23 protein-coding genes are annotated in these 23,578 nt (G+C 55.7%); 8 read left to right on the forward strand and 15 right to left on the reverse strand.

Going from position 1 to position 23,578, the window contains the following annotated elements; genetic code table 11:
* Positions 1 to 39 precede the first annotated feature (39 nt).
* The 6 genes from AC2FNR_RS16200 to AC2FNR_RS16225 all read left to right on the forward strand — a co-directional run bounded on the left by AC2FNR_RS16200 (position 40) and on the right by AC2FNR_RS16225 (position 6,659).
* A complete protein-coding gene (locus tag AC2FNR_RS16200) occupies positions 40 to 1,038 on the forward strand; it encodes a BMP family lipoprotein (RefSeq protein ID WP_170353493.1) in 999 nt (332 codons plus the stop codon).
* Positions 1,039 to 1,124: 86 nt separating this feature from the next.
* Entirely contained in the window at positions 1,125 to 2,654 is a 1,530-nt protein-coding gene (locus AC2FNR_RS16205) for an ABC transporter ATP-binding protein (RefSeq protein ID WP_496850064.1), read from the forward strand.
* Positions 2,655 to 2,657: 3 nt separating this feature from the next.
* Complete coding sequence (locus AC2FNR_RS16210; RefSeq protein WP_496850066.1) at positions 2,658 to 3,752, forward strand: ABC transporter permease; 1,095 nt, start codon at positions 2,658 to 2,660, stop codon at positions 3,750 to 3,752.
* Entirely contained in the window at positions 3,752 to 4,720 is a 969-nt protein-coding gene (locus AC2FNR_RS16215) for an ABC transporter permease (RefSeq protein WP_170353496.1), read from the forward strand. Before AC2FNR_RS16210 ends, AC2FNR_RS16215 begins: the two co-directional genes overlap by 1 nt.
* Positions 4,721 to 4,968: 248 nt before the next feature.
* Positions 4,969 to 5,889, forward strand: coding sequence for a sulfite exporter TauE/SafE family protein (locus tag AC2FNR_RS16220; protein WP_496850068.1), 921 nt, complete (start codon positions 4,969 to 4,971; stop codon positions 5,887 to 5,889).
* Between the two features lie 2 nt (positions 5,890 to 5,891).
* Entirely contained in the window at positions 5,892 to 6,659 is a 768-nt protein-coding gene (locus AC2FNR_RS16225) for a TIGR02186 family protein (protein WP_170353498.1), read from the forward strand.
* 1 nt (position 6,660) lies between these two features.
* On the opposite strand, the gene AC2FNR_RS16230 is transcribed toward AC2FNR_RS16225, so the two are convergent.
* The 3 genes from AC2FNR_RS16230 to AC2FNR_RS16240 are packed head-to-tail and all read right to left on the reverse strand — an operon-like array spanning position 6,661 to position 9,617.
* Positions 6,661 to 7,389, reverse strand: a complete 729-nt coding sequence (locus tag AC2FNR_RS16230; protein ID WP_496850070.1) for an SDR family oxidoreductase — start codon at positions 7,387 to 7,389, stop codon at positions 6,661 to 6,663.
* Positions 7,386 to 8,918 carry an ATP-dependent DNA helicase gene (locus AC2FNR_RS16235; RefSeq protein WP_496850072.1) on the reverse strand — a complete coding sequence of 511 codons (1,533 nt, stop codon included), beginning with the start codon at positions 8,916 to 8,918 and terminating at the stop codon, positions 7,386 to 7,388. Before AC2FNR_RS16235 ends, AC2FNR_RS16230 begins: the two co-directional genes overlap by 4 nt.
* A gap of 60 nt (positions 8,919 to 8,978) precedes the next feature.
* Positions 8,979 to 9,617, reverse strand: coding sequence for an acyl-homoserine-lactone synthase (locus tag AC2FNR_RS16240; RefSeq protein WP_496850074.1), 639 nt, complete (start codon positions 9,615 to 9,617; stop codon positions 8,979 to 8,981).
* Between the two features lie 210 nt (positions 9,618 to 9,827).
* Between AC2FNR_RS16240 and AC2FNR_RS16245 the strand changes: the two genes are divergently transcribed.
* Entirely contained in the window at positions 9,828 to 10,814 is a 987-nt protein-coding gene (locus AC2FNR_RS16245) for a tyrosine-type recombinase/integrase (protein WP_496850076.1), read from the forward strand.
* A gap of 16 nt (positions 10,815 to 10,830) precedes the next feature.
* Positions 10,831 to 11,172, forward strand: coding sequence for a hypothetical protein (locus AC2FNR_RS16250; RefSeq protein WP_496850078.1), 342 nt, complete (start codon positions 10,831 to 10,833; stop codon positions 11,170 to 11,172).
* A gap of 7 nt (positions 11,173 to 11,179) precedes the next feature.
* Here the strand turns inward: AC2FNR_RS16250 and AC2FNR_RS16255 are convergent, their stop codons facing one another.
* From AC2FNR_RS16255 to AC2FNR_RS16310, 12 genes are all read right to left on the reverse strand, one after another.
* Positions 11,180 to 11,566 (reverse strand): hypothetical protein, encoded by a 387-nt coding sequence (locus AC2FNR_RS16255; RefSeq protein WP_496850080.1) that lies wholly within the window; start codon positions 11,564 to 11,566, stop codon positions 11,180 to 11,182.
* Complete coding sequence (locus AC2FNR_RS16260; RefSeq protein WP_496850082.1) at positions 11,566 to 13,236, reverse strand: hypothetical protein; 1,671 nt, start codon at positions 13,234 to 13,236, stop codon at positions 11,566 to 11,568. Before AC2FNR_RS16260 ends, AC2FNR_RS16255 begins: the two co-directional genes overlap by 1 nt.
* A 7-nt stretch (positions 13,237 to 13,243) precedes the next feature.
* The gene (locus AC2FNR_RS16265) at positions 13,244 to 14,089 is read right to left on the reverse strand and encodes a hypothetical protein (protein ID WP_496850084.1); all 846 of its coding nucleotides are present in this window, start codon (positions 14,087 to 14,089) and stop codon (positions 13,244 to 13,246) included.
* 122 nt (positions 14,090 to 14,211) lie between these two features.
* Positions 14,212 to 14,883 carry a hypothetical protein gene (locus AC2FNR_RS16270; RefSeq protein ID WP_496850086.1) on the reverse strand — a complete coding sequence of 224 codons (672 nt, stop codon included), beginning with the start codon at positions 14,881 to 14,883 and terminating at the stop codon, positions 14,212 to 14,214.
* On the reverse strand, positions 14,880 to 15,398 hold the full coding sequence (locus tag AC2FNR_RS16275) for a hypothetical protein (RefSeq protein WP_496850087.1): 519 nt from the start codon (positions 15,396 to 15,398) through the stop codon (positions 14,880 to 14,882). The genes AC2FNR_RS16270 and AC2FNR_RS16275 overlap by 4 nt, the downstream gene beginning before the upstream one ends.
* A 97-nt stretch (positions 15,399 to 15,495) precedes the next feature.
* Positions 15,496 to 15,813 (reverse strand): hypothetical protein, encoded by a 318-nt coding sequence (locus AC2FNR_RS16280; RefSeq protein WP_496850088.1) that lies wholly within the window; start codon positions 15,811 to 15,813, stop codon positions 15,496 to 15,498.
* A gap of 11 nt (positions 15,814 to 15,824) precedes the next feature.
* Entirely contained in the window at positions 15,825 to 16,034 is a 210-nt protein-coding gene (locus AC2FNR_RS16285) for a hypothetical protein (RefSeq protein WP_496850090.1), read from the reverse strand.
* Between the two features lie 228 nt (positions 16,035 to 16,262).
* On the reverse strand, positions 16,263 to 17,303 hold the full coding sequence (locus AC2FNR_RS16290; protein WP_496850092.1) for an SU10 major capsid protein: 1,041 nt from the start codon (positions 17,301 to 17,303) through the stop codon (positions 16,263 to 16,265).
* Complete coding sequence (locus tag AC2FNR_RS16295; RefSeq protein ID WP_496850094.1) at positions 17,303 to 18,280, reverse strand: hypothetical protein; 978 nt, start codon at positions 18,278 to 18,280, stop codon at positions 17,303 to 17,305. Before AC2FNR_RS16295 ends, AC2FNR_RS16290 begins: the two co-directional genes overlap by 1 nt.
* On the reverse strand, positions 18,277 to 20,322 hold the full coding sequence (locus AC2FNR_RS16300) for a portal protein (protein WP_496850095.1): 2,046 nt from the start codon (positions 20,320 to 20,322) through the stop codon (positions 18,277 to 18,279). Before AC2FNR_RS16300 ends, AC2FNR_RS16295 begins: the two co-directional genes overlap by 4 nt.
* A 1-nt stretch (position 20,323) precedes the next feature.
* Positions 20,324 to 21,595, reverse strand: coding sequence for a terminase large subunit domain-containing protein (locus AC2FNR_RS16305; protein WP_496850097.1), 1,272 nt, complete (start codon positions 21,593 to 21,595; stop codon positions 20,324 to 20,326).
* A 614-nt stretch (positions 21,596 to 22,209) separates the two neighbouring features.
* A complete protein-coding gene (locus AC2FNR_RS16310) occupies positions 22,210 to 23,547 on the reverse strand; it encodes an AAA family ATPase (RefSeq protein ID WP_496850099.1) in 1,338 nt (445 codons plus the stop codon).
* Positions 23,548 to 23,578: the final 31 nt, after the last annotated feature.

Raw genomic sequence — 23,578 nt, forward strand, 5'->3', positions numbered from 1 at the left:
TATCTTGGCTCCGACCGACAATAACAACGGGAGTAACAAATGACCCTGATGAAATCCTTGATGGGCGCCGCCGCAGCCGTCGCACTGACCGCAGGTGCGGCCTTGGCTGAACCGGCCCTGATCTTTGACCTGGGTGGTAAGTTTGACAAGTCATTCAACGAGGCCGCCCATAATGGCGCGCAGCGTTGGGCCGATGAAACCGGTGGCAGCTATCGCGAAATCGAACTGCAATCCGAAGCCCAGCGCGAGCAGGCTTTGCGTCGCTTTGCCGAGGCTGGTCTGAACCCGATCATCACCATGGGTTTCGCCATGGCCGATCCGCTGTCGGCAGTTGCGGGCGACTACCCCGACACCAAATTTGTCGCGGTTGACGTGAACTGGCTGGACGCTCCGAACATCCGTCAGATCGGCTTTGCCGAGCATGAAGGTTCGTATCTGGTTGGTATGATGGCGGCAATGGCGTCTGAATCTGGCACCGTTGGCTTCATTGGCGGCATGGACATCCCGCTGATCCGTCACTTTGGCTGTGGTTATGCCCAGGGCGCCAAAGCTGTGAACCCCGATATCGAAGTTGTTGCCAACATGACCGGCACCACTCCGGCGGCATGGAACGACCCGGTGAAAGGGTCCGAGCTGACCAAAGCGCAGATCAGCCAAGGTGCTGACGTGATCTATGCAGCCGCAGGCGGCACCGGCGTGGGTGTTCTGCAAACCGCTGCCGACGAAGGCATCCTGTCGATCGGCGTGGACAGCAACCAGAACCACCTGCATCCGGGCAAAGTTCTGACTTCGATGCTGAAACGCGTGGACGTTGCCGTTTATGACGCGATGAAAGCGGGTGAGAACCTTGAAACCGGCGTCTTCGCCATGGGTCTGGCCGAAGAAGGCGTGGGCGTTGCCATGGACGACAACAACGCGTCGCTGGTCTCGGACGAGATGAAAGGCGCGGTCGACAAGGCGCGTCAGGACATCATTGACGGCAATGTCACGGTGACCAGCTACTACGAGAACGACAGCTGCCCCGCACTGCAGTTCTGATATCGCGCGGGCGGGGGTTTTAGCCTCCGCCCGGCCTCCACTCTGCCGCGCGCCATGCGGCCCTTTCGGCAATCTGAGGACAAGACATGACCGTCCCCGCCATTGAGCTCAAAGGGATTTCCAAAGCCTTTGGGCCGGTTCAGGCCAACAAAGACATTTCCATCAGCGTCGCCCCCGGATCGATCCATGGGATCATCGGTGAAAACGGTGCGGGCAAATCCACGCTGATGAGTATCCTCTACGGCTTTTACAAGGCCGATAAGGGCGAGATTTGGATCAACGGTGACAAGACCGAAATTCCCGACAGTCAGGCTGCGATTGCGGCAGGTATTGGGATGGTGTTCCAGCATTTCAAGCTGGTGGAAAACTTTACCGTTCTGGAAAACATCGTTCTGGGTGCCGAGGACGGAGGGCTGCTTGCCCCCTCGCTGTCCAAAGCGCGTAAAGAACTGAAAGCGCTGGAAGAAGAATACGAGCTGTTCGTCGACCCTGACAAACGTATCGACGAAATAGGCGTGGGCATGCAGCAGCGTGTCGAAATCCTCAAAGCCCTGTATCGCAAGGCCGAGATCCTGATTCTGGACGAACCCACCGGGGTTCTGACCCCGGCCGAGGCCGATCAGCTGTTCCGCATCCTCGACCGGCTGCGGTCCGAGGGCAAGACGATCATCGTGATCACCCACAAGCTGCGCGAGATCATGGAAAACACCGACACCGTCTCGGTCATGCGGCGTGGTGAGATGACAGCCACAGTCAAAACCGCCGATACCAACCCGCAGGAACTGGCTGAGCTTATGGTTGGGCGCAAAGTGCTGTTGCAGGTGGATAAACTGCCCGCAAAACCCGGCCAGCCCGTGCTTGAGATTGAAAATCTGAGTGTCACCGATGGTGCGGGTGTTGAGCGGGTCAAAGGCATCGACCTGACCGTCCGCGCGGGTGAAATCGTGGGCATCGCTGGCGTCGCCGGTAATGGCCAGTCTGAACTGCTTGAGGTTCTGGGCGGGATGCGTCCGGGCCAAGGCACGATCCGCCTGAACGGCGCATCATTGGCGCTGAGCGGGGCGGGCTCGGATGGTCAAACCCGCCGTGCGCAGGGCATTGCGCATGTACCCGAGGACCGCCAGCGCGAAGGTCTGATCATGGACTTTCACGCGTGGGAGAACGTGGCCTTCGGCTATCACCGCGACCCGGCCTACAAGCGGGGGCTGTTCATGGACAACGCCGCCCTACGCGCTGATACAGAGGCCAAGATGGAAAAGTTCGACGTCCGCCCGCCCGATGGCTGGCTGGCGGCCAAGAACTTCTCGGGCGGAAACCAACAAAAAATTGTCGTCGCGCGCGAGATCGAGCGGAACCCCGATCTGTTGCTGGTTGGTCAGCCAACACGCGGCGTGGATATTGGTGCGATCGAGTTCATTCACAAACAGATCGTTGCTCTGCGCGATCAGGGCAAGGCGATCTTGTTGGTTTCGGTCGAGCTGGAAGAGATCTTCTCGCTGTCCGACCGGATTGCGGTGATGTTTGACGGACATATCATGGGCGAACGCCTGCCCCATGAGACGGATGAAAAAGAGCTGGGCCTGCTGATGGCCGGTGTTGCGGGAAAGGCCGCGTGAAGCATGGATAAAATGCCCAAATGGGCCGATGTCGTTCTGATCCCGCTGATCAGTCTGGTACTGGCCGCAATCCTCTCGGCGCTGGTGATCCTCGCCATAGGTGAAAACCCCATCGAGGCCGTGAACCTTATGGTCACCGGCGCGCTGGGGTCGACCTATGGCTGGGGCTATACGCTGTATTACGCGACCAACTTCATGTTTACAGGTCTGGCCGTAGCCGTGGCATTTCACGCGCGTCTGTTCAACATCGGCGGCGAAGGTCAGGCCATGCTGGGCGGTCTGGGCGTTGCCATGGTGTGCCTCTATATCGACTGGCCACACTGGAGTATTGCCCTGCTGGCCGCCTGTGTCGGATCGGCCCTGTTCGGTGCCATGTGGGCGGCAATCCCCGCCTACCTGCAAGCCAAGCGCGGCAGCCACATCGTAATCACCACGATCATGTTCAACTTCATCGCGGCAGCCTTCCTGAACTATATGCTGGTCAACGTGATGCGCCCGCAGGGCTCGCAAGACCCGGCAACCGCGCGTTTCCCCGAAACGGTGCATTTGCCAACCTTCCAATCCATGTTCTCAACCGCCGAGAATGCTCTGTTCCGGGGCGCGCCCGCGAATATCTCGTTCTTCGTGGCCTTGCTGGCCTGTGTCGCGGTCTGGGCGCTGATCTGGCGGACGCGGCTGGGTTATGAAATCCGCGCCTATGGCCATTCGGAAACCGGGGCCGTCTATGCCGGGATTTCCCCGGTGCGCATTACCATCATCGCCATGCTGATCTCGGGCGGATTGGCCGGAATGATGGCCATCAACAACGTCATGGGCGAGGCGGAACGTCTGGTCCTGAACTCGACCGAGGGCGCGGGCTTTATCGGCATCGCCGTGGCGCTGATGGGGCGGTCGCACCCGTTCGGGGTGTTCCTTGCAGCGATCCTGTTCGGGTTCCTCTATCAGGGCGGTGCAGAACTTGCGCTGTGGACCTCGATCCCGCGTGAGCTGATCGTGGTCATTCAGGCGCTTGTGATCCTGTTCACCGGAGCGTTGGACAACATGGTACGGATGCCGCTTGAAAAGCTGTTCCTGAGCCTGCGGAATGGAGCGCAGTGATGGAAGCTTTCGTAACCCTCGTCCAAGTCCTCGACTCGACCATCCGACTTGCAACACCACTGCTGCTGGCCTGTCTGGCGGGGCTCTATTCCGAACGCGCTGGTATCTTTGATATCGGGCTTGAGGGCAAGATGCTTATGTCCGCCTTCTTCTCGGCCGCCGTGGCCGCTGTGACCGGCTCGGTCTGGCTGGGCCTTCTGGCAGGAATCGGGGCTTCACTGATCCTGTCGGCCCTTCATGGCGTTGCGTCGATCACGTTCCGGGGCAATCAGCTGATCTCGGGCGTCGCGATCAACTTCCTGGCCTCGGGGATGACCGTTCTGGTCGCACAAAGCTGGTTCCAGCAGGGCGGGCGAACTCCGTCCCTGTTCGGCGGCGGCCGGTTCGAGCCGATCAACTTCCCCTTTGCCGACGCCATAAGCGGCGTACCCATCGTTGGACCGATCTACTCCGAGCTTCTGTCGGGGCATTCCATCCTCGTCTATGTCGCCTTCCTGATGGTACCGCTGACGTGGTGGATTCTTTACCGCACCCGCTTTGGCTTGCGCCTGCGGGCAGTGGGCGAAAACCCGGCTGCTGTAGATACCGCAGGTGTCTCGGTCGTGGGGCTGCGCTTTGCCGCCGTGGCGATTTGCGGCGTGCTGTGCGGGATCGCGGGTGCCTATCTGGCGACCGCCCTGCAAGCCGGGTTCGTCAAGGAAATGACCGCCGGACGGGGTTTCATCGCACTGGCCGCGCTGATCTTTGCCAAATGGCGGCCTTGGCATGCGATGGGTGCGTGTCTGCTGTTCGGTTTGCTTCAGGCTGTTGCGCTGCGATTCCAGAATATTGATCTGGGCGGTGTTGTCATCCCGGTACAGGTCATGGATGCCCTGCCCTATATCCTGACCGTGGTGATTCTCGCCGGGTTCGTTGGCAAAGCTGTTCCACCCCGCGCGGGTGGCGAGCCCTATGTGAAAGAGCGGTGATAAGTCCAGTTTCGGACAGATTTCAGTCCTGTTCGCTGCAGAGCGGCATGCACAGTTGATTTTGCATGCCGCAGACGCTCTAAAGAGGTATGCGAGTGTTTCCTGTGCCAGCCAATTCCGGACACATACCCACCCGGGTAAATTGCCCAATGGGTTCAAAGCCACGCCTCACGCAGAATTCAAAGCTCTTTCCGGAAACGGACCGCATATCATCACCTAACACACCTGTTAACAAGACCTAGTGCCCCATGCAGATCTACCTTCCTATCGCCGAAGTCTCTGTTAACGCTTTTCTGCTGCTGGGTTTGGGCGGTATGGTCGGTATCCTCTCCGGCATGTTTGGCGTCGGCGGCGGGTTCCTGATGACGCCGCTTCTGTTCTTTATCGGCATCCCTCCGGCCGTTGCTGTGGCAACCGAGGCGAACCAAATCGTCGCGTCTTCGTTTTCCGGTGTTCTGGCCCATTTCAGGCGTAAGACCGTCGACCTCAAGATGGGCACTGTCTTACTGACGGGAGGTCTAATGGGCGCGGCCCTTGGGGTGGTGGTATTCAACTACCTCAAAAGTCTTGGTCAGGTCGATCTGCTGGTTACCCTGTGCTATGTCGTCTTCCTCGGCGTGGTCGGCAGCCTGATGTTCATCGAAAGCCTAAATGCGCTGCGAAAGTCCAAAAAAGGTGGCGCTGCGCCTGCGAAACGACGACAGCGTGGCTGGGTGCATTCCATGCCCTTCAAAATGCGTTTCCGCACCTCGGGCCTTTATATCTCGGTCATCCCGCCGATTGTGGTCGGGCTGTGCGTTGGGGTTCTTTCAGCGATCATGGGGGTCGGAGGCGGCTTTATCATGGTGCCTGCTATGATCTATCTGCTGGGAATGCCCACCAAAGTTGTCGTCGGCACCTCGCTTTTTCAGATCATTTTCGTAACAGCGTTCACCACGATGCTGCACGCGACAACGAACTATACGGTCGATATCGTTCTGGCTGTTCTGCTGCTGGTCGGAGGCGTCATAGGCGCGCAGATCGGCACGGTGATCGGCGCGCGTATGCCGGCCGAGCAGCTGCGCGTTCTGCTGGCTGCGTTGGTTTTGGTCGTTTGCGGAAAGCTGGCGCTTGATCTGCTTTTGGAACCGTCCGAGCTGTATTCGCTGGGCGTGGAAGGGGGGCACTGATCATGCTGAAGCGCCTGATCCTTTTGCTTGCCCTGTGCGTGACGCCCGCGTTGGCCGAAGAAGAATCCGTTGTTCTTGGCCTTAGCCAGGATCGCGTGGCGATCACAGCCACGTTTGACGGGTCCGAGATTCTGATTTTCGGGGCCGTCAAACGCGAAACACCCATTCCGTCCGGTCCCCCGCTTGAGGTCATCGTCGCCGTTGCGGGGCCATCCAGCCCGGTGACCGTTCGCAGAAAAGAACGCAAGCTTGGCATTTGGGTCAATACCGACAGCGTTCTGGTCGACCTTGCGCCCAGTTTCTACGCCGTCGCAACAAGCGCGCCGCTGGATGACATTCTATCGGATACCGAAGACCTACGCTATCGTGTCTCGATTGAACGTGCGATCCGGTCTGTCGGTGCAGCGATGCACATTCGCGGGGCACAGGACTTCGCTGATGCCGTCGTGCGTATCCGCGAAGACGAAGGGCTGTATTCCATCCGCGAGGACACGGTTGCAGTGGACGAACAAACCTTATTTCGGACCTCAATCGACATGCCAGCGGACCTGACCGAAGGTGAGTACGCGGCGCGCATTTTCCTCACCCGTGGCGGCGCAGTCGTGTCGCAGTTTGAAACCATCATCGACGTGCGCAAAGTGGGGCTGGAACGGTTCCTTTATACAATGTCCCGCGAACAACCCGTCTGGTATGGGCTGATGTCTCTGGTCATCGCGATTGCCGCTGGCTGGGGCGCTTCTACCGCCTTCCGGCTACTACGCGAAACCTGAGTTACCCACGCCCAATGTAAGGCATCGTGGTCGCCATAACCGTCATGAACTGAACATTCGCATCGGGCGGCAAACCGGCCATGTGAAGCACCGAACGGGCAGCGTCACCAACGTCCATCGTGGGGTCCGGCAGCTGCCCCGCTGCGACGGCATTGTCTACCAAATCCTGCACCATCTGCGTCCGCGCGTTGCCGATATCGATCTGACCGCAGGCAACGCCAAATGCCCGCCCGTCCAAAGACAGGCTACGCGTCAACCCAGTGATCGCGTGTTTCGTTGCCGAGTAATGCACCGAATTTGGTCGCGGCACGTGGGCTGCAATCGATCCGTTATTGATGATCCGGCCGCCCTGAGGCGACTGGTGTCGCATGATCCGAAAGGCTTCGCGCGCGCATAGGAACATTCCGTTCAAGTTGACGTTTACACTTTGGTACCAGTCTTCCAACGCGATCTCATCAATGGTGCCGCCGGGGGCAAAGATACCCGCATTGTTGAACAGGACATCCAGCCTGTCCGCCCTATTGGAAAACGTCCGAAAGGCCCGAGATACCGCAACCGGATCCGTCACGTCGGCAGCCAGAACTATCGCCTTGGGGTGCTGTTGCGCAATTTCGTCCAGCTTATCGGCACTGCGGGCCAACAAACCTACGGTCCAACCCTCATTCAGAAACAGCTCGGCTGTGGCGCGCCCTATGCCAGAGCTTGCGCCGGTTACGATGATCGTCTTCATGTCTCTTCCGCCTCCAATGTCAGCGAGGCCGCCGGAACCGCCCTCAGATCATCCACGCGCAGAGGATAAGTCGGCTTGGCCAAACGGTTTCGCACCACCCAAATCAACCGTTCCTGCGCACGCGTGATGGCCACATAGGCCAGACGTTTCCAAAGGGGCTGCCCCGCTTCGGTTCGGCCCATCCGAGCAGCCGCGTAGATATCGGGTGCAAAGACCTGCACCGTGTCCCATTGCGAGCCTTGCGCCTTGTGGATGGTCACGGCCGCCCCATGCAGAAAGGTCGCGCCCATGCGGGCGGCATAGGGGATGAACGGCTCTTCCTCATCTGGCATTTCGATTTTCACGATCGAGGCCGCGCTGACCTGCGGGTCCTCGGCCCCCATGACGTGCAGGCGCGAAAAACCCGGCTTGCGACCCGGCCCCAGATAAACAACCTGCGCCCCTTTGATCAGCCCGCGCGCTTCAAGGTCCAGACGCTTCTTGCGATGCTTCAAGGGCAGTTCGATCCCATCACAGATCAGCGGCTCGCCTTCCAGCAATTCGGTGTCCGGGGCACCATGCACCTGCCGAAACGCCTGAATCAAACGGATACGTGTCGCATTGCGCCACACCAGAACCGGGCTGCGGGCCATCAGATCAACCTCGACCCGCTGCCCCCACACGACGCGGTCATCCTGCCGGGCCGTTTGTTCAACCAGACGCTCGAAATCTTCAAACCCCATGGCAGGGTCCGCCAGCGCATGGGCCAAATCCAGAATGGGGTTGTCTGCAGTCTGGCGGTGCACCCGGTGCAGGATCTGCTTACGCGGCTCGGGCAGACCATCAAATACCATGCTGCCCGATTGATTGACCGGAGCAAGCTGCGCCGGATCGCCAAACAGCAACAACGTTGGGAAAATCTCCTGCAGGTCCTCGAACTGCCGGTCATCCAACATCGAAGCTTCGTCCACGAACCCGATATCCAGGGGTTCTTCCCGACGCTTCCAGCCAGTAATGAAATCCGAACCACGTAGCCCCGCCGCGGCCAAAGCACCCGGAATGGACTTGTTGTTTTCATAAAACGCGGCGGCACGGTCCAGTGCCTCTTCCGTCAGCCCCTCGATCTCGGGTCGTTCGTCGTTTCCGGCCAGCCACTCGGCAATCCGCTCATATTCTGGGTCATAGACCGGGGTATAGAGGATGCGGTGGATCGTGGTCGCAGGAACCCCGCGCAACCGCAATACGCTGGCGGCCTTGTTGGTGGGGGCCAGAATTGCAAGGCTGCGTTTGTCCCGCGCCTTGCGGCTTTCAAAATCGCCCGAGACGATCTGAACGCCAGTTTCAGCCAACGCCTTATAAAGCTCGGCCAACAGCAGCGTCTTGCCCGACCCAGCCTTGCCGATCACCGCCATCACACCGGATTTTCCGTTGCCCGGCAGTTTCAGCAAGGCATCGTCATCCAGATCAACGCCTGCCGACCTCAACATCTCTGCGATGTTGTCATAGGCGGCGGCCTGATCGTCCGAGAAGGTCACGAGGGGCGTAGACATGGCGCGACCCTACAAGGCCGCGCCAGCTATCACCAGATGCGGTTTCCGCTTTTCCGCAAGTTATGCCGACAGAGCAAACCGATGCTGCCGCGCGGTTCCGAAAGCGGTCTTGAACCAAAGACGCGACAGTTCACGCGGGATACCGGCCCGTTCGGCCACACGGTTGCAATCGTCAGAAGAATAAGGCCACAGCCCTACCGAAATCTGATCACGCCCCGTTCCTTGCGACCCCAACACCACCGGAGACGACCCGATCAGCCGGTAAATCCTGATCATTCGTGCATCAAACACGCCGGCGATGTGGGTCAGGCCGAACCCTTCCATGATTTCGCCCCCGCTCAGCATGATAGCACCGGCGGTATGCGGGCTAGCGGTGCGCGACAGGCAAAACCGCGTTACCTCCCAGATCAGTGGGCTGTGGATCGGCTCACCTCCGGTCAAATGTCCGAAGACTTCGTTTACCATAACGCGCCCGGTTGTCGGCAACACACGCATCGAGCCGCCATGACTGCCGTCTTCTTCTTCCCAGATAACATATAGCGGGTTCAGATCATCATACTGATCCCGCTCTTCCCCCCTTTCATTGACATATACGTCCCAACCCAGTCGGGTTTTGAACTGATCGGCTCGGTCGCGGAACATTCCGTCGGCGAGCTCCGGAAACTTGTTAAGTTCGTCGGCAAACAAATAGCGCAACATGACATTTCCCCTTGTCGTCCTGTGCAGGAACGAAGGGGGTACGAAGTCGTGGTTAATTTACCGTTCGAGGTGCGCGCGGCCGTTAAACGACTATTAACCAATTTATAGCGGCAATCGAGCAAAACCCCTTATTTTTATGGGTTATTGCTATCTCATATTTAACATGAAATAACATAAACAGATATGTTTGGGCACACAAAAGGCACATAAATGGCGTCGTTCACAAAAATTAACAGCGGTTGGCGGGCACAAGTCAAAGTCAAGGGCCAGAGGGCTACTAAGGTGTTTCCCAATAAGGTCAAAGCGCAGGATTGGGCGCGGCGTAAGGAACAGGAATTACACGATATTTCTGATAGCGGCTTTGTCAGTCTTGCGGGTGTACCGATCAGTACACTATTGCAGCGCTATGAGAAAGAACAGGGGCACACTTGGTCAGATAGCAAGCGTTCTGCGGTAGGAAGGCTACTGAAAGACTGCGATTTAAGAGCCGATGAACTGACCCCGCCCAAGGTCAGAGCGTGGGCTTTAGGACGTACTTACGGTCTAGGAACGTCGCGGATAGACCTAGCTACGCTGCAAGGAATGCTGAGATACGCCAAGCAGGTCTGGTTCATTGAAACCAACATAGACGCGGTACAGGCGGCACGGGTTAGCCTTGATAAGGGCGGTGAAATGCCTGTCGTTCAGCACCGCGATAGACGTATTAGCATTGAGGAAGAGAACGCGATTATTCGTAACTGGCAGAGTAATCGCATACCCTCTTACGTGGTGCCGTTCCTGATAGATACGCCTATCCGCTCTGGTGAAATGTGCGCTTTGACTAGGGACGATATCGACGGACGGATTATCACAATTCGGAACCGCAAAGACCCTCACGAGAAAGGTCGTATTGACCGCGTACCGCTGCTAGGCCGCTCTTACGAGATATTGAGCGGGACCGGGACGCTACGCCCGTTTCCGTTCAGTCAAGATAAAGTCAACTTGGCTATCACCGATGCAGTCAAGAAAGCGGGACTTGAAGGTATCACTGCCCATACCTGCCGCCACGAAGGGATTAGCAGGATGTTTGAAAAGGGATATGGCGTCCCGCAAGTAGCGTTGGTAAGCGGTCATAAGAATTGGAACACTTTGAAGCGGTACACACACATCTCGCCAGAGAGTATTCTCGAAACAAACCGAAGTACCTCACAAATTTAGACTAGGACTACCATCAATGAACTACGAAGACCAAAGAGACGAGTCTGAGGCAAACGAAGTAATACTTGAGCAAATTGACTTAGCGATAGCTGACTTAAAGGTTGATACCGCTGAATTGAGTTCGGACGTACAAAAACAGCTAAGCGCAATAGAATCTGAACTAGTTAAAATCAAAGAAGTAATCGAAGACGCATCCGGCGACATAGAGGACACAAAGTCTTTTTTAGGACTTCAGGAAATCGGGCTACACGCCAAACTGAATGAGCTTGATCGAAAATTGAACAAACAGAATGTCGTTACCCAATTTACAGCAGGTCTAGTTCTAGTGATCGCTCTGATCCTGTGGCAGATCTGGTAGTCCCCCATCAGAGGGGACGTTCCAAGAGTACGTGTGTTGCGTTCCAGCCGTGCGGCTTTAGTCGCCGCTCAAAGCCTTTACGCCCCATTAGCGTTAGCTTGGCTGCACCTAGTTTGCGGCCATTCTCTGCGGCTAGTTCGGTTAGAGCGTTGATTTCCTCAAAAACGCCACCCGCTAGAAAACAATGGTAGCTAGACCAATTCCCAAACTGCCTATGCTCCATAATCACAAAGCTGTTTTCCAGCGGGTAGAAGTGCAGCTTGCCAGTCAGGACAGAGGAAACAATCTGGTCGAAGCTGTGGGAGTGACCCGCGTAGGATAACGCCGCCTCTATCTGCGGTTTGTAGCGCAAGATAGTCTCTGTAAGGCTCTCAGGCGGCGTTAGGTCTTTCATTATCGACCGCCTAGGCTTCTGATCTGGTTGACCGCACCAGCGCCGGGGACGCCTGCCATATCCGCCGCGTTCAAGAGTGTATCAACCATAGTAGCCATACCCTGCGGTGTACCGCTGTCTCTGGTTTCTCTGAACATTGCCGCCGCTGCTGAGTTGAGGAATTTACCAAACTCATTATTGCGGTAGGCGGTGCGGTTCCGACGCATCAGACGCTTGTAAGCGTTGTTGTATGACCGCACGTTGATATCACCGCGATCATTCGTAGTTGCAGCGGTGTTTCTGGCTGCTAACGCGGCTGGATACTGCGCACGGTTCTCATTCAGTAGCGCCCTGTCCTCTACGTCTAGGGCTGCGGCTAACCTGTTATCAAGCTCGGTTGTAACATCATTCAGAGCGTATCCGGTTTCAACGGTAGGCTGTCCCCTGAAAGCGTTTCTGGCCTGTTTAGCAAGCACATTGCGAACCTTCATCAAGTCCTCAGCGGTAAGATACTGCGCACCGTTCTCATTGGTTTTCATATACGCTTCGATACGCTTTTTGGCGTCCTCTACTGCGGTTCTGACCTCAGTACCGGGAGGCGTGACTTCAATTATCTCGTCAATCCGCTGCATAGTGCTGCCCATTTCCATATTACCGGCACGGGCGGCAATATCGTCGTAGTTCTTTGAGATTTGGTCTAGGGCTTCATCTACGTTGTCTGTGCTAGCGGCTACGCGGTTGCTGCCCATTGCAGACATAGCGGTACGGTTGACTGCATCCTGCTGTATCACCGTTAAATCACCGTAGTTGTCTACTGGTGCGTGGGCGTCTTTCAGTTGACCTCTGATACCGCCTCTAGAGCGCCATTCGTTGAAGTCCTCTCCATCCTGCATACGCGCACGGTTGTAGGCGGCAGGGTCGCCAGTATCTAGGATGGTCTTTTGCGGCTGACTGGTTGGGAAGCCGTAGCGCTCTAGCATGTGGTTGCTATCGTAGACGCCGCCCAAAACCTTCTCAGTCAGCTCACCAGTGGCGTCGGGGTTCACAGAGGCGTTGATACTGTTGTCCACCACACGCAGCGGTGTACCGCTCTCTGCGGCCTCTCTCATGGCTTTGTTTTGGGAGCGTATGTCGTCTACGCCAGCCTTAGCCTTAATTCCGTCTGCAATCCGCATACCGCGAATTACACCGGGCATAGCCTCAAGAGCTTTACCGCCAGCTACACCAGCACCGCCAGCTAAACCACTAATCAACGCCCCTCTAACAGGGTTTTCTGGGTCGCTAACGGCACCTATGCCAGCATCAACACCGATACCCAGACCGGGACGCCGGATAAGAGCGCCTAGCGCTACCTCTGGTGCCACTTCACCTAAGAACGTAGAGCCGGGGTTTATGGTGCGGTTCGCTTCTTGCTGTACGTCATTTCTGGTACGCAGTTCACGTCCTCGCTCCACTAGGCTTTCTCTAGGCGGTAATACTCCGTCAGCTACAGGGTTTGGGATGCCAATGCCACCGTAGGTTTCAGCAAAGCCGCCGATAAGGTCTTGTACCTTATTACCAGCGCCGCGCAGGAACGATGAACCTACGCCTTGCTGCGCTGCGGTCCATTCCTCTTTAGATACTTCGGTCCAGTTGTTCTCACCTACGTTGCGAACAACATAGCGACCATCTTTGGTACGTGCGGTCTGCATTTGTCACCTACCTGACTGTTCTAGGGTCAATCTCAGAGGGCGCTACTGCCCCGCCAGAGTTAAGCGGTTCGACCACGAAACGCTGAGGATGCTCTAAGGCCCAACCCTGACCGGGGAATTGATTGTTCAGGCGGTCAATGGTGCGCTGCGCCTTGTCTAGCTCTACTTGAACCGTTTTACGGTCCTGAGCGCTGCGCTCGTTATAACGCTCTGTGACTTGGCCCCAGCGTGTCTCTGGTGTGCTTGAGAATGTGGGATAGGCCGCGCGTAGCTTTCTGAGTGTCTCAGGCGTTGGCTCTCTGTCTCCGTAGACGCTCTCTACCCACTGGAAAAAGTCCATTTCGCTAAGTTCGTCTAGCTCAAACTCAAGCGCCCTAGCCTCTTGGCTCATCACACCGTACTGCGCCCTAGCTTCCTGTAGCTGCTGCGCTGTTTCTATGGCTTGGTTTCTCAGAGCTATACGGCTGTTGATAGGCTCAACAGCGGTTTCTAGTGCGGAATCGACCGCCCAAAACGTATCGTCAGCTTCCCGTAAGTCCTTAGCGTTGATAACGTCTAAATCAGCCTCACGGTCTAATGCGCTCTCACTAGCTTCAAAGGTCTGGCGATCCTCTTGCCGCCTATCTAAGCCTTCCTGCGTGATGAGGGTACGGTCCATAGCAGCGGCGTCACCTGCGTTCTGTATCCGTAGCTGTTCCAGAAAATCACGCTCACTTGCTTGGTCCTCAAAACCAATGTCTGCGAAGCTGTCTACATCCAGCAACCCGCCTGACATTAGAGCGCGGCGTTTGTCGTCAATACTGGCGTCCGACCCTAAGTCGTCCAGAATGCCTTGAGCTTTACGTCCCTGCATTTCCTTGAACTTGGGTATAGCCCACCCGTGCGCTGCCGCTTGGGTAGCAAGCCCCGCCCCAAGGATACCTAGTAAAACTGGTGCTACCATCGTCTATCCTCCAAGTCCCCTACGAAGGGGGATCACTTAATGCCGATATCAAATCCGGCGCTGCGTTGACTGCCGAAGTCCTCGCTTCGAGTAACGTCAGAGCCAATGCTTGTGCTTTGCTGACTGCTGAGAACAGTCGGATCACCAAGCAAGCCCTGTAGACGTTGCAGCAACCCGAACTCGCCAGTGATTGCGTTATTCAGAACGTCCCCGCCACCAGCAATCGTGCCTATGTTGGCGTCGATAGCTTGGCGGTTAGCGTTGGCAATTATATCGCCGTACCCTCTGGTGAAGGCGTCACCGATTTCACCGCCTAGCGCGGCCTCAGTGATGCCGTGGCGTGACCCACCAAACGCACCGGAAGATGCGGCGTTGTGATCTAGCGAACTGATACCTTGTGCGTAGATTTCACCCAGACCGGACTGCAAGCCTTCTAGCTGTGCGTCAATCACTTGCTGAGTGTTTCCCAACCCGCCTAAGTTTTCTAGCGCGGTTGAGCCAGTGTTGTTGACTGCTGAGGCCGTGTTATTAAACCCCGACTGACCAGAGCTATACTGGTCCATTCCCATCACCCGCAGCGCATCCAGAAACGGTTGCTGGTTAGGGTCAATGAAACTACCGCCGCTTGACTGGCTAAAGTCAAACGCATCGCGGTTTGTGTAACCGTACTTGTCCTGTTTGGAGGCGTCACCACCGATACTCATCCTAGATACCTCTCTAGTTTGAAGTTTCCGTAGGTTTCATAATCACCTGCGGGTACGTCGCTACAGAGGCTTAGGCGGAACATCTTGTCTGTTCCTGTCGCGTTGGCGGGAACCTCTTGGAAGCGTTGGATTGCGTAGTATTCGCCGTTTTGACTGGCGATAATGCCGCCTTGAGCGCGGCGAAACCCGTCAGGGATAGGGTCTGAGCAAAGCGCTATGCGACTATCCGGTCCTGCGTCACCTTTCGGCGCGTCGTACAGAACACCGCCGATAACGGCGTTGATAACGTCATAGTACAGGACGTACCTACCTCCCGGCGCGTTGGCTAAACCGACCTCCATCATCGCGTTAGGGCCAGTCAAGCGGTACTGACCGCTGCCTTGGTCGGTTGCGCCTGTCCCTAATGAGAATGAGATTGAAGGCGGTGTGCCAGTTGCGCGTCTGTTAGGCACCAAAAACTGCCCCGGCTTACGAATAGCTGAGATAGAGCGCTGTCTATGTCGTATCATCTGCATCAGCTTGGTTTCCTTGGTGGCTTTTTCGGCACGATTAATTGCCCCGGTCTGCGTACTAGGGTAATCGGCGTTTGTTTTAGAGGCGTTAGCTTGCTCATCAGTCCACCGATTGCAGTTGTTCAACAGCCTTAGCGTAAACTTCGTCTTTGTAGACTTGGCTGTAGGTCGATAGGCCCATGAATGTACTAAGGAACCATATATCGCCCCCGATCAGCACGTATGAGCCGTTCAAGTTCTCCGCTAATGCGTAATCAGGACCGTTCGCAGACGGATACGGTCCTGCGTCATACCGCGCACCGCCGCTGTCAAAGTCACTGTAAGCGTCTGCGGCTTGTGCGCCTTCTGCTTCTTGCTTTGCCAGCCTCGGATAAAAGCCGTAGTGCGGATCAATCCCTAGCTCTAGCTTCCCGGTCATGTCAGCGCCCCCTATCTTCGACGAAACTTGGCTAAATCGCCGCTCAGAATTTCCTTTTTCATCGCCTCTGAACGCTCTAGGCGGTTCGCAGAGTTAAGAGCGGGGTTTTTAGCCGCGATCTTGTCGAACTCAGCTTTCGGCACCTGTACGCCTTCATTGAAAGCGCTCTTGGTAGTGGCTCTGCCGCCTCTTGCTACGTATGGTGCCGCTAGCTTGCTCATTCTATGTCCCTGTAACTCTCATAGGCTCTGATCTTTTGGACTGCGGACGCGGTGACACCGTATTCCCCGGCTATGTCTTTGTTCGTCCAGTTACCCCAGTCCTTATTCCGTATTTCTCTCACTTGTTCGTCTGTTAGCTTGCGCTTACCGCGCCCCTTTGGATCAACCATAGCCCTCCCCAAGACTGTAGGCGTTTGGTCCCCCACTAGAGGGGACCAAACTTAGCGCTTAGGTTGTAACGGCGGCTTCTGGATTGATATCCAGAAGGACACGTCCAGCGTCACGGTTAAGAGCGCATACGGTGCCGTTAGCGTGCATCAGACGCTTATCGGCAAGTCCGGTTTTGGAGAGTTCATCGACGGTGTAGCCAGTCAACCAGCTAATATCGACGTACATCGGATCGAACACGTAGACCGCTGCGGCTACGTCTGTCCCTACGTCTTGGTAGGTCAGTTGCAGACGGTTCGCGATCATGTCCAGAGTGACACCGAAGTCCGTGATAAAGACGTTGACGCTGCCCATTGCTGTACCAGCACCGCCTTTGTCTACGCCGACCGTTTCGCGGGTCAGAGTGGCAATGCGGCTTGAGCTTGTGAACATATATTCACTGAATGCCCTGATCACTGACGGAACAGACATGATAACGTTCGGGTTTGCCCCATCTTCCCACGCCTCTTGGCAAGCATCGCGTACCAGAGTTTCAGTAAGCGGCGTCCGCGTACCGGGAGTGATAGCGGTCCAAGAACCAGCGGCGAAACCACCACCAGTAGCACCGGAACCTGTATCTACCTGGGTCAACTGACAGGCCAAACCAGCGGCTACGCCAGCGGTAACTTGGTCGCCGCTATCTGCGGTGTTGCCCTGAATACCAAGGAAGTTGGCCTCATAGTTGCGGCGAAGTTCTTTTTGGCGCTGCATCACTTGGTAGCCAAGGGACGCAATGTTGCCAATGCTGTTGGCGTCCTGTGCAGCCTGAGATACTTTGACCTCTTTGGTCAGAATACCCGTGTGGTTGCCCAGACGTGTACCAAGTTTGCTGTCGTCTTTGTCGCTGTCGGCACCGTCTGCAACCCAACCACCCGCTACAGGGTCGGCTAGTTTGTCCTCTACCCACTCGTGATAGTGGTTTTCGGCGGTGCTTGAACCGACCAAATCAGTGAACGGAAGCGGGTAATCTGAGATATCCCAGATAGCGTCCATCACGTCTTCGTGGATTGTGCCGTTGAAGTCTACGTTGGCAAAATCCTGATGTGTTGAAGGATTAGGCATTATCTTTTGGCCTCTTGTAAGATGGCGTTAGCGGCTCTGGCCTTGTCTTGCGGCCTGACGCTCTGACGCCCTGTTGCGATTGTCTCGGCCATGTTTGACTGTCGGCGTTTTTTACCCTGCGGCTTGTGCGGCTTTGGCGGCTCTTGGTTCGGCTCAAAGTCCATGAGCTTTTGCAGTTGCCGCTTTGTCTGGATTAAGTCCCTGATCGCTAGCGCAATCCGATGGTCACGAATGACCAATTCGTTAGGACGGAACCCGTAAGCCTGCATCGTTTCCGCCACTTCTGTACGGAACGTATCAAGCTGCGCTGCATCCTTTAGCTCTGGCATGGTTTGCAGCATCATCTGACGCTCTCGCGCCTCTGTATCTGCGGTCCTCTGCTGTAGCTTCTGGATGGTCTGAGGGTTTAGTTTGCCTTTCAGGTCGCCCATGACCTCTTGAAGAAGTTGCATGTTCTGCAACGTCGCGCTCTCGCGCTCACTAATCGCGGTCTCACGTTGCACGATCTCTCGCGTGGCCGCTTCCTGCGTCTGGATACGGTCTTTGACCGCACCAAGCGTCAGGGTTTCCCCGTCTTGGGTTGTAATCTGTATGCTGTCATACAGTTTCTTAGGTGAAGTCCCCAACCGCTCGGCTAGTTCTTTCACAGATAGATCGCCAACGTCCCCGGCAGCGTCGCGTGGCGGCGATTGAGAGCTATCACCGGGGACGTTGGCTTCACCATCACTGGTAGGGCTGGTGAGGCTACCAGTGTCGGTTTCTTGGTCCCCGCCGTTAGGGGAGGAACCATTAGCTAGAAGATCGTTTACCGCTGCCAGCCTGTCTTGCTGGCTCTGGCGTCCCTTTCTCCGGCCCTTTTTCGATTGCGAAGTAGAGGCTTCGGAAGGCTGCGCGGCTTCCGGTGATTTGTTGTCTGAGTTGTTCGGCTGTGTTGGCGTCTGCGCTAGCAAGCCACCGTTCATAGAACTCTCGTTCATGCTGTTCCTCTATCTTCTGGATCGTTGCCGACGCCTCTTTGAGCGCCGTTAAGTGCGATACGTTCACGGGTCTCCCCCTCTAGCTGCACTTTCTCTAGGTCAATCACGCCCTTAGCGGTGATTTCCGCTTCTTTGACTTCGGCGTTGAGGCGGTCTGACCAGTATTTGTAGGCCAGTTCGTCTTGGCTCTCTTTCGCCGCTTGTTGCAGCTTTTGCAGTTCAAGCTGGTAGATAGCTTGCTGGATTTGCTGCTGTGCTTGCTGCTGAGCTTGTGCAGACTTCGCGTTGTTCTGCGCTGCTTGCTGCGCTTGCTGCGAATTGGGATTGATTGAGTAGCTATCAGGCTCATCTAGACCAGCCATCACCGCCCAATCATGGATCGTGTTGTAGACCGTGTTCACGTCAGCAAGCACACCGTTCATGCCTTGCTGCATTGCTTGCATCTGGATTTGAAGCATCTGCGCCAAGGTGCGCTGAATGTGGCTGCGCTCCCCTGCGCTCATTCCCGCTTTCACGTTGCAGCGTATACGCTGCGGCCATTGTGACGGGTCAATCTGTACCCAATCACCGTTGAACTTGAGGCTAATTGGCGCGTTGCTGTACTTGCGCATGTAATGGTGCATGAGCAGGTAAGCGGGTCTGATTAGTGTCTCAGCTAGGTTACGTGCCATGAACGACACGAGCAGTTCACGCTGCCCATACTGACGCTCAATACCGTAGGCGGTTTCGCCCACTAGTTGCGCGTCTGCGCTCATCATGTCCAGTGCTGCACCGCCACGCTCTGTCCGCATCTTGTCTTGGTAAGTCAAGGCGTTCAGGATTGAGCCGCCTATGTCAGTCTCATCAATCCTGAGTGGCGGTCTGGTCGGGTCTTTCGTCTTGATAATCTTACCGCCGTTCATGAAGTCTTTCATGTCAACGGCCATCGGGTCAGCTACCCAGCGTCCTCCGCTCATGTAGCCGATGTTGTCCATCCAGTGACGCAGCAAATAGGTCTTATACACCTGCGTCTGTTGCAAATGGTCATACAGGCTTTCGCCCTGAATGCGGTGACTGCTAATAAACGCTGTCCCGATTGCATAAGGCGTTACGTCTACTTCCTCATAGTCAAGGACATAGCCGCCTACCCCGCCTGCGTAGAGAATGCGCAAGCGCTCTGACACACCGTCACCGTCAATGTCATAGCGTAGATAGACCTCATAGCACTCAATCACTTGCTGATCGTCTGAGTGTGCAAGGTTCGTGGTCTGGTTTGACTTGTTCCGCTTACGCTCAATAAGCTGGTGCGCGTCCACTACGTAACGCAGTTGCGCAACTTCGTTCTTATCAAAGCCCATTTCGACCAGATCAGACCGCGTGTAATACAGGCGTTCAGCTAGGAAACGCAGCTTTTGCACGTCGCTGGTCGTGGCGTTGGCTTCATAGATGATGTTGTCAATCGGCACCGCCTCAAACCTGAATTGACGGTTCGTGGTCGTGACTTTGACGCGCTTACCGACTAACTCGCGCACCTCTAACGGGGATCGTGGCTGCAACAACGCTGCAATCTGCTCTGGTGCTAGCTGCTCCGCTTCTCCCCCATCAGCGGGGACCAGTTCAGTGCGGATATACCGCACGTCTACTTCATCGTCGGTGTAGATTTTGATTGCGGCGTTACGCATCAACAGCGCGTCTTTGATCGCTTCCTCAAGCTCAATAAAGCCTTGGTTGCGTTCCATAATCACGTTGTTGACTGCGTTGCTTTCGGCTCTGGCGTTCTGCTCATCTGCTTTGCCGTTGCTCTCGAATGTGACAAGCGCATCTGTACTGAGCATCGGCGTCAGTTGAGCAAGCACCGCGTTTGTCATATCGGCTACGTCAGTCGATACGATAAAGTCCTCTGCCCCGTCTTCCTCTGGCGCGGGTCGCTTACCATCGTAATAGTCAAGCGCGTCCTGACGGTTCTGATACGTTTCTGACTGATTAGAGTTTTCGCCGTTCGCAATCTCTTGCTGAATGATTGAGCGTAGCTTCTGCTCTTTCTTTGACTGTTTAATAGCCATCTTAGAACCTCACTCGGCTAGGCCGCGCTGTCTGCGGGAAGCTGGACCAGTCAACCATGTGATCCGGCCTGCCTGTCGCGTATGTCTGGATTGCGTCAACGTAGTGGCTGGACCAGTCGTGTACTGGCGATAGCTTCACTACGCGCTTTGTCTCATCGTAGTCAGCGCGGTAGCTGAAACACGCCTCAACGGTTGTGCCGCACTCATCCTTGTCGAACCAGCAATGAGGCAATAGCGCTCTGACTTGCTCAATGCCTTCATGCTTTGACTTGACGCGCGGTGCTACTTTGACGTTGTGACCCATGTTGCGCACAACCTGTTCACGGGTCATGCCGCTTGTTAGCTCGTGCTGCACGGCGTCGTGCGGCATGATCACGGTATCAATGCTGAACGGTAGCTTTTTCCACTCGTTCACAACGTCCGGTAGCTTTGTCTCGGCATATGCTTGGGTAGTCAGGAACCTATGCTCGGTCCCAACTGGCTGTATGAAGTGACAGACCATCAGGTCTGACCACCCAAGGTCCATAGCGCAGTACACGGGCGCTATGGGATCGTACTTGATCTGCGTAATTTGCCCACGCTGATCAAGTGCCATCATTTCTTTGGCGTAGTATGCGCCTCTGATTGCCGCATTGAACGAGCACAGTAGCTCTTGCTCGTACTCTGACTGCGACATTTCCCGCTTCATCGCTTTGACTTCGGAAGCTGGCAATACGTCTGTATCGTTGACTGTCAGTAGATGCCGCGACCAGTCAGGATCGTTACCGCCTGCATACTCGTACAAGTCAAAGAGCAGGTTATGCCTACCCGCTGGCGTACCTTGAATGACTGCGCGTCCGCGCCTGTCTGCCAACATCGGGCGAATAACAGTTGACCAAGCCGCGCTTGGGATAAGCTGCGCCTCATCCAATACAACGTGATCGGCGTACTGTCCCCGCAAGCTGTCGTATGTCTCAGCGCCTAATAGCTGGATACGAGCGCCGTTCTGGAAGTCAACGCGCAACTCCTGCTCATTGAAGCCGACGCCGGGGATATCCCGGCAGAACTGCTTTAAGTAATCCCATGCAATGCGTTTGGCTTGCTTGAAGGTCGGCGCGACATAGAAGCCCCGCCAATCTGTGTGACGGGTCGTCAGCGCTCCAATAAGTAATTCTGTAATCGCTTGCCACGTCTTACCGAACCGACGATGCACTACACGCACCGCGAACCGTGCCGCCGTGTTATATAGACCCTCTTGCTCTGGTCGGAAGTCAATGTTGACGTGGATGCCCAATCACTCGTCCCCCACTTTAGGGGGCGTACCGCCGATGGTTACAGTGATGTTCGCGTCTGCTGCTATGTCGTGATCGACTGCCTTTAGTTTGGGCAGTTCATACTGCAATAGCTCAACGCATAAGGACCGCAACTCTTTCGAGTGCGGGTCATTCTTCTCTAGTGCCTTGGCTTGCCTAACCAGTGTGCGTATGGGCGAGAACTCCATAGCACCTAAGATTTGGCTGGCACTTGTTCTGCGCTGCCGTGCCATAGCTTACCTAATTGCTTGCAAACCGTTGATTTGTCTCGGTTTGTCGGGCGACCTAGCTAAGCTGTCGGGCGCGGTTTTGCTTATTCTGTTACTTTATCACACTTCGGAATGAATGTCAAGCAAAAAATTCAATGAAAACCGAGGGTTAAGTCGATTTGCCGACCCCGCTTACCCAAATCCGGCCAATTCGGGTAGGCGGTAGCAGTAGCAGGGTAGCAGCCCCCAAGGGGGGCGCTGCGCTTGCTACCCTGCTACCCCGGTAGCTACAGTAGCTTGCTACCCCTTTGCTACCCCTTGCTACCCTCGCTACCCCTGCTAAGCTATTGTTTTTATTGACTTTTATCTCCCCTCTCAGAGGGGATTTATTCGGCGGGATCATCCGGTACAGGGCGTGGCTGATTTTGCCAGTAGCGGTGAAACTCTAGTGCCAAGCCAATCATTGTCCCGTCCTCTGCCAGCACACCTTTCTTTATCAAGGAAGCCAACGTCCTATTGACCGACAAACGCTTAGTCTTTGGCTTACCCTCACCCGGCCAGATAGCAACCATACGCTCTACAAACTCTTCCCGCTCTGGCTTGCCTCGCTTGGCGATAACGCGCCCGTATAGCTGGTCTACTATCTTGTGTTGGTTCTCGGTAAGCGCTGACCATTTGCTATAGTCGGCGGTGCCATCCTCTTGGCCGCTTAGATTGCCTCGGAACATGAACACAGGCGAAGATACAGCGCGGTTGCGGTTATTCGTGCCTATCTCGTGGCTGATGATTTCGCCCTTGATACCATCGCCTAGAACACCGTCGCGGGACGCGCTTGACTTAACTTTGACTTGGCTTCCCGTGTTCTCGATTTTCAGCACGATATCCATAGCGCCCTCGTAAGCGGTGCTGCCTCGTGCGCCTCTGGATTGATCCATGCCAGTGTGATGCGGGATTATGACAACGCCATCAATCAGCTTGGCTATCTTGTGGGCGTTATCTAGGAACCTGATCATGTCCTCTGAACTGTTCTCATTGCCTCTGAAATTCTCAATCAGCGGGTCAATGATAACCACGTCAACGCGGTCAGCACCGCCATAGAAGATAACGTCTTTCTCTAGTTCCTCGTGACCGTCAGTCAGGTTGTACTTGTAAGAAAGCGGTATGTACCTGCCTAGAATATCGCAGGTTTCTACGCCGTTTTCGCGACACCATGCTAAGACGCGGTTCTTGTTCCTTTGGGCGTCACCTTCTGACATTACGTGGATCACAACGCCCTGCTCTACGAACCTGTCGCCAATGTCCTTGCCTGTCGCAATGTGCAAGCCAAGCGCTGTAGAGATAACCGACTTGCCTGACTTGTATTTGCCAAGGATACCGACCCTACCGCGCATAGGGATTAAGCCCTCTACCAAGTCAAAGTTGTCTAGGATGAACGCATCGTCAGACAGGTCGATTAGCTTGCCTTGGTCTTTGACAAACTCATCTACCGCTAGCTGCTTCTGGTATTCCTCGCGCTTGCGCATGAACCCCGGCAGGATTTGTTGGTAGAGCCAATCTTCCTCAAACGGGATTTGCGGCCCTTGGTAGTCGTTTAGGCAAGCGGTGACTTGCTCTGTAGCTTCCCGTGCTTCTTCCTCGGTCCAGTCGCTAAAGTCGATATCGTCAGACGCCCAGACCCCGCCCTCAAACGGCCATTCTGTACCGTCTAGTTTCTTATCTGCCATGTCCGTTACTCCGCTGCGGTAGCGGTGTCGG

Source organism: Ruegeria sp. SATB045 (assembly GCF_059613525.1).

Excerpts from the sequence above, each read along its gene's own strand:
- AC2FNR_RS16200 (WP_170353493.1), top strand. The coding sequence starts at position 40 with ATGACCCTGATGAAATCCTTGATGGGCGCCGCCGCAGCCGTCGCACTG.
- AC2FNR_RS16205 (WP_496850064.1), top strand. The coding sequence starts at position 1,125 with ATGACCGTCCCCGCCATTGAGCTCAAAGGGATTTCCAAAGCCTTTGGG.
- AC2FNR_RS16210 (WP_496850066.1), top strand. The coding sequence starts at position 2,658 with ATGGATAAAATGCCCAAATGGGCCGATGTCGTTCTGATCCCGCTGATC.
- AC2FNR_RS16215 (WP_170353496.1), top strand. The coding sequence starts at position 3,752 with ATGGAAGCTTTCGTAACCCTCGTCCAAGTCCTCGACTCGACCATCCGA.
- AC2FNR_RS16220 (WP_496850068.1), top strand. The coding sequence starts at position 4,969 with ATGCAGATCTACCTTCCTATCGCCGAAGTCTCTGTTAACGCTTTTCTG.
- AC2FNR_RS16225 (WP_170353498.1), top strand. The coding sequence starts at position 5,892 with ATGCTGAAGCGCCTGATCCTTTTGCTTGCCCTGTGCGTGACGCCCGCG.
- AC2FNR_RS16230 (WP_496850070.1), bottom strand. The coding sequence starts at position 7,389 with ATGAAGACGATCATCGTAACCGGCGCAAGCTCTGGCATAGGGCGCGCC.
- AC2FNR_RS16235 (WP_496850072.1), bottom strand. The coding sequence starts at position 8,918 with ATGTCTACGCCCCTCGTGACCTTCTCGGACGATCAGGCCGCCGCCTAT.
- AC2FNR_RS16240 (WP_496850074.1), bottom strand. The coding sequence starts at position 9,617 with ATGTTGCGCTATTTGTTTGCCGACGAACTTAACAAGTTTCCGGAGCTC.
- AC2FNR_RS16245 (WP_496850076.1), top strand. The coding sequence starts at position 9,828 with ATGGCGTCGTTCACAAAAATTAACAGCGGTTGGCGGGCACAAGTCAAA.
- AC2FNR_RS16250 (WP_496850078.1), top strand. The coding sequence starts at position 10,831 with ATGAACTACGAAGACCAAAGAGACGAGTCTGAGGCAAACGAAGTAATA.
- AC2FNR_RS16255 (WP_496850080.1), bottom strand. The coding sequence starts at position 11,566 with ATGAAAGACCTAACGCCGCCTGAGAGCCTTACAGAGACTATCTTGCGC.
- AC2FNR_RS16260 (WP_496850082.1), bottom strand. The coding sequence starts at position 13,236 with ATGCAGACCGCACGTACCAAAGATGGTCGCTATGTTGTTCGCAACGTA.
- AC2FNR_RS16265 (WP_496850084.1), bottom strand. The coding sequence starts at position 14,089 with ATGCAGGGACGTAAAGCTCAAGGCATTCTGGACGACTTAGGGTCGGAC.
- AC2FNR_RS16270 (WP_496850086.1), bottom strand. The coding sequence starts at position 14,883 with ATGAGTATCGGTGGTGACGCCTCCAAACAGGACAAGTACGGTTACACA.
- AC2FNR_RS16275 (WP_496850087.1), bottom strand. The coding sequence starts at position 15,398 with ATGCAGATGATACGACATAGACAGCGCTCTATCTCAGCTATTCGTAAG.
- AC2FNR_RS16280 (WP_496850088.1), bottom strand. The coding sequence starts at position 15,813 with ATGACCGGGAAGCTAGAGCTAGGGATTGATCCGCACTACGGCTTTTAT.
- AC2FNR_RS16285 (WP_496850090.1), bottom strand. The coding sequence starts at position 16,034 with ATGAGCAAGCTAGCGGCACCATACGTAGCAAGAGGCGGCAGAGCCACT.
- AC2FNR_RS16290 (WP_496850092.1), bottom strand. The coding sequence starts at position 17,303 with ATGCCTAATCCTTCAACACATCAGGATTTTGCCAACGTAGACTTCAAC.
- AC2FNR_RS16295 (WP_496850094.1), bottom strand. The coding sequence starts at position 18,280 with ATGAACGAGAGTTCTATGAACGGTGGCTTGCTAGCGCAGACGCCAACA.
- AC2FNR_RS16300 (WP_496850095.1), bottom strand. The coding sequence starts at position 20,322 with ATGGCTATTAAACAGTCAAAGAAAGAGCAGAAGCTACGCTCAATCATT.
- AC2FNR_RS16310 (WP_496850099.1), bottom strand. The coding sequence starts at position 23,547 with ATGGCAGATAAGAAACTAGACGGTACAGAATGGCCGTTTGAGGGCGGG.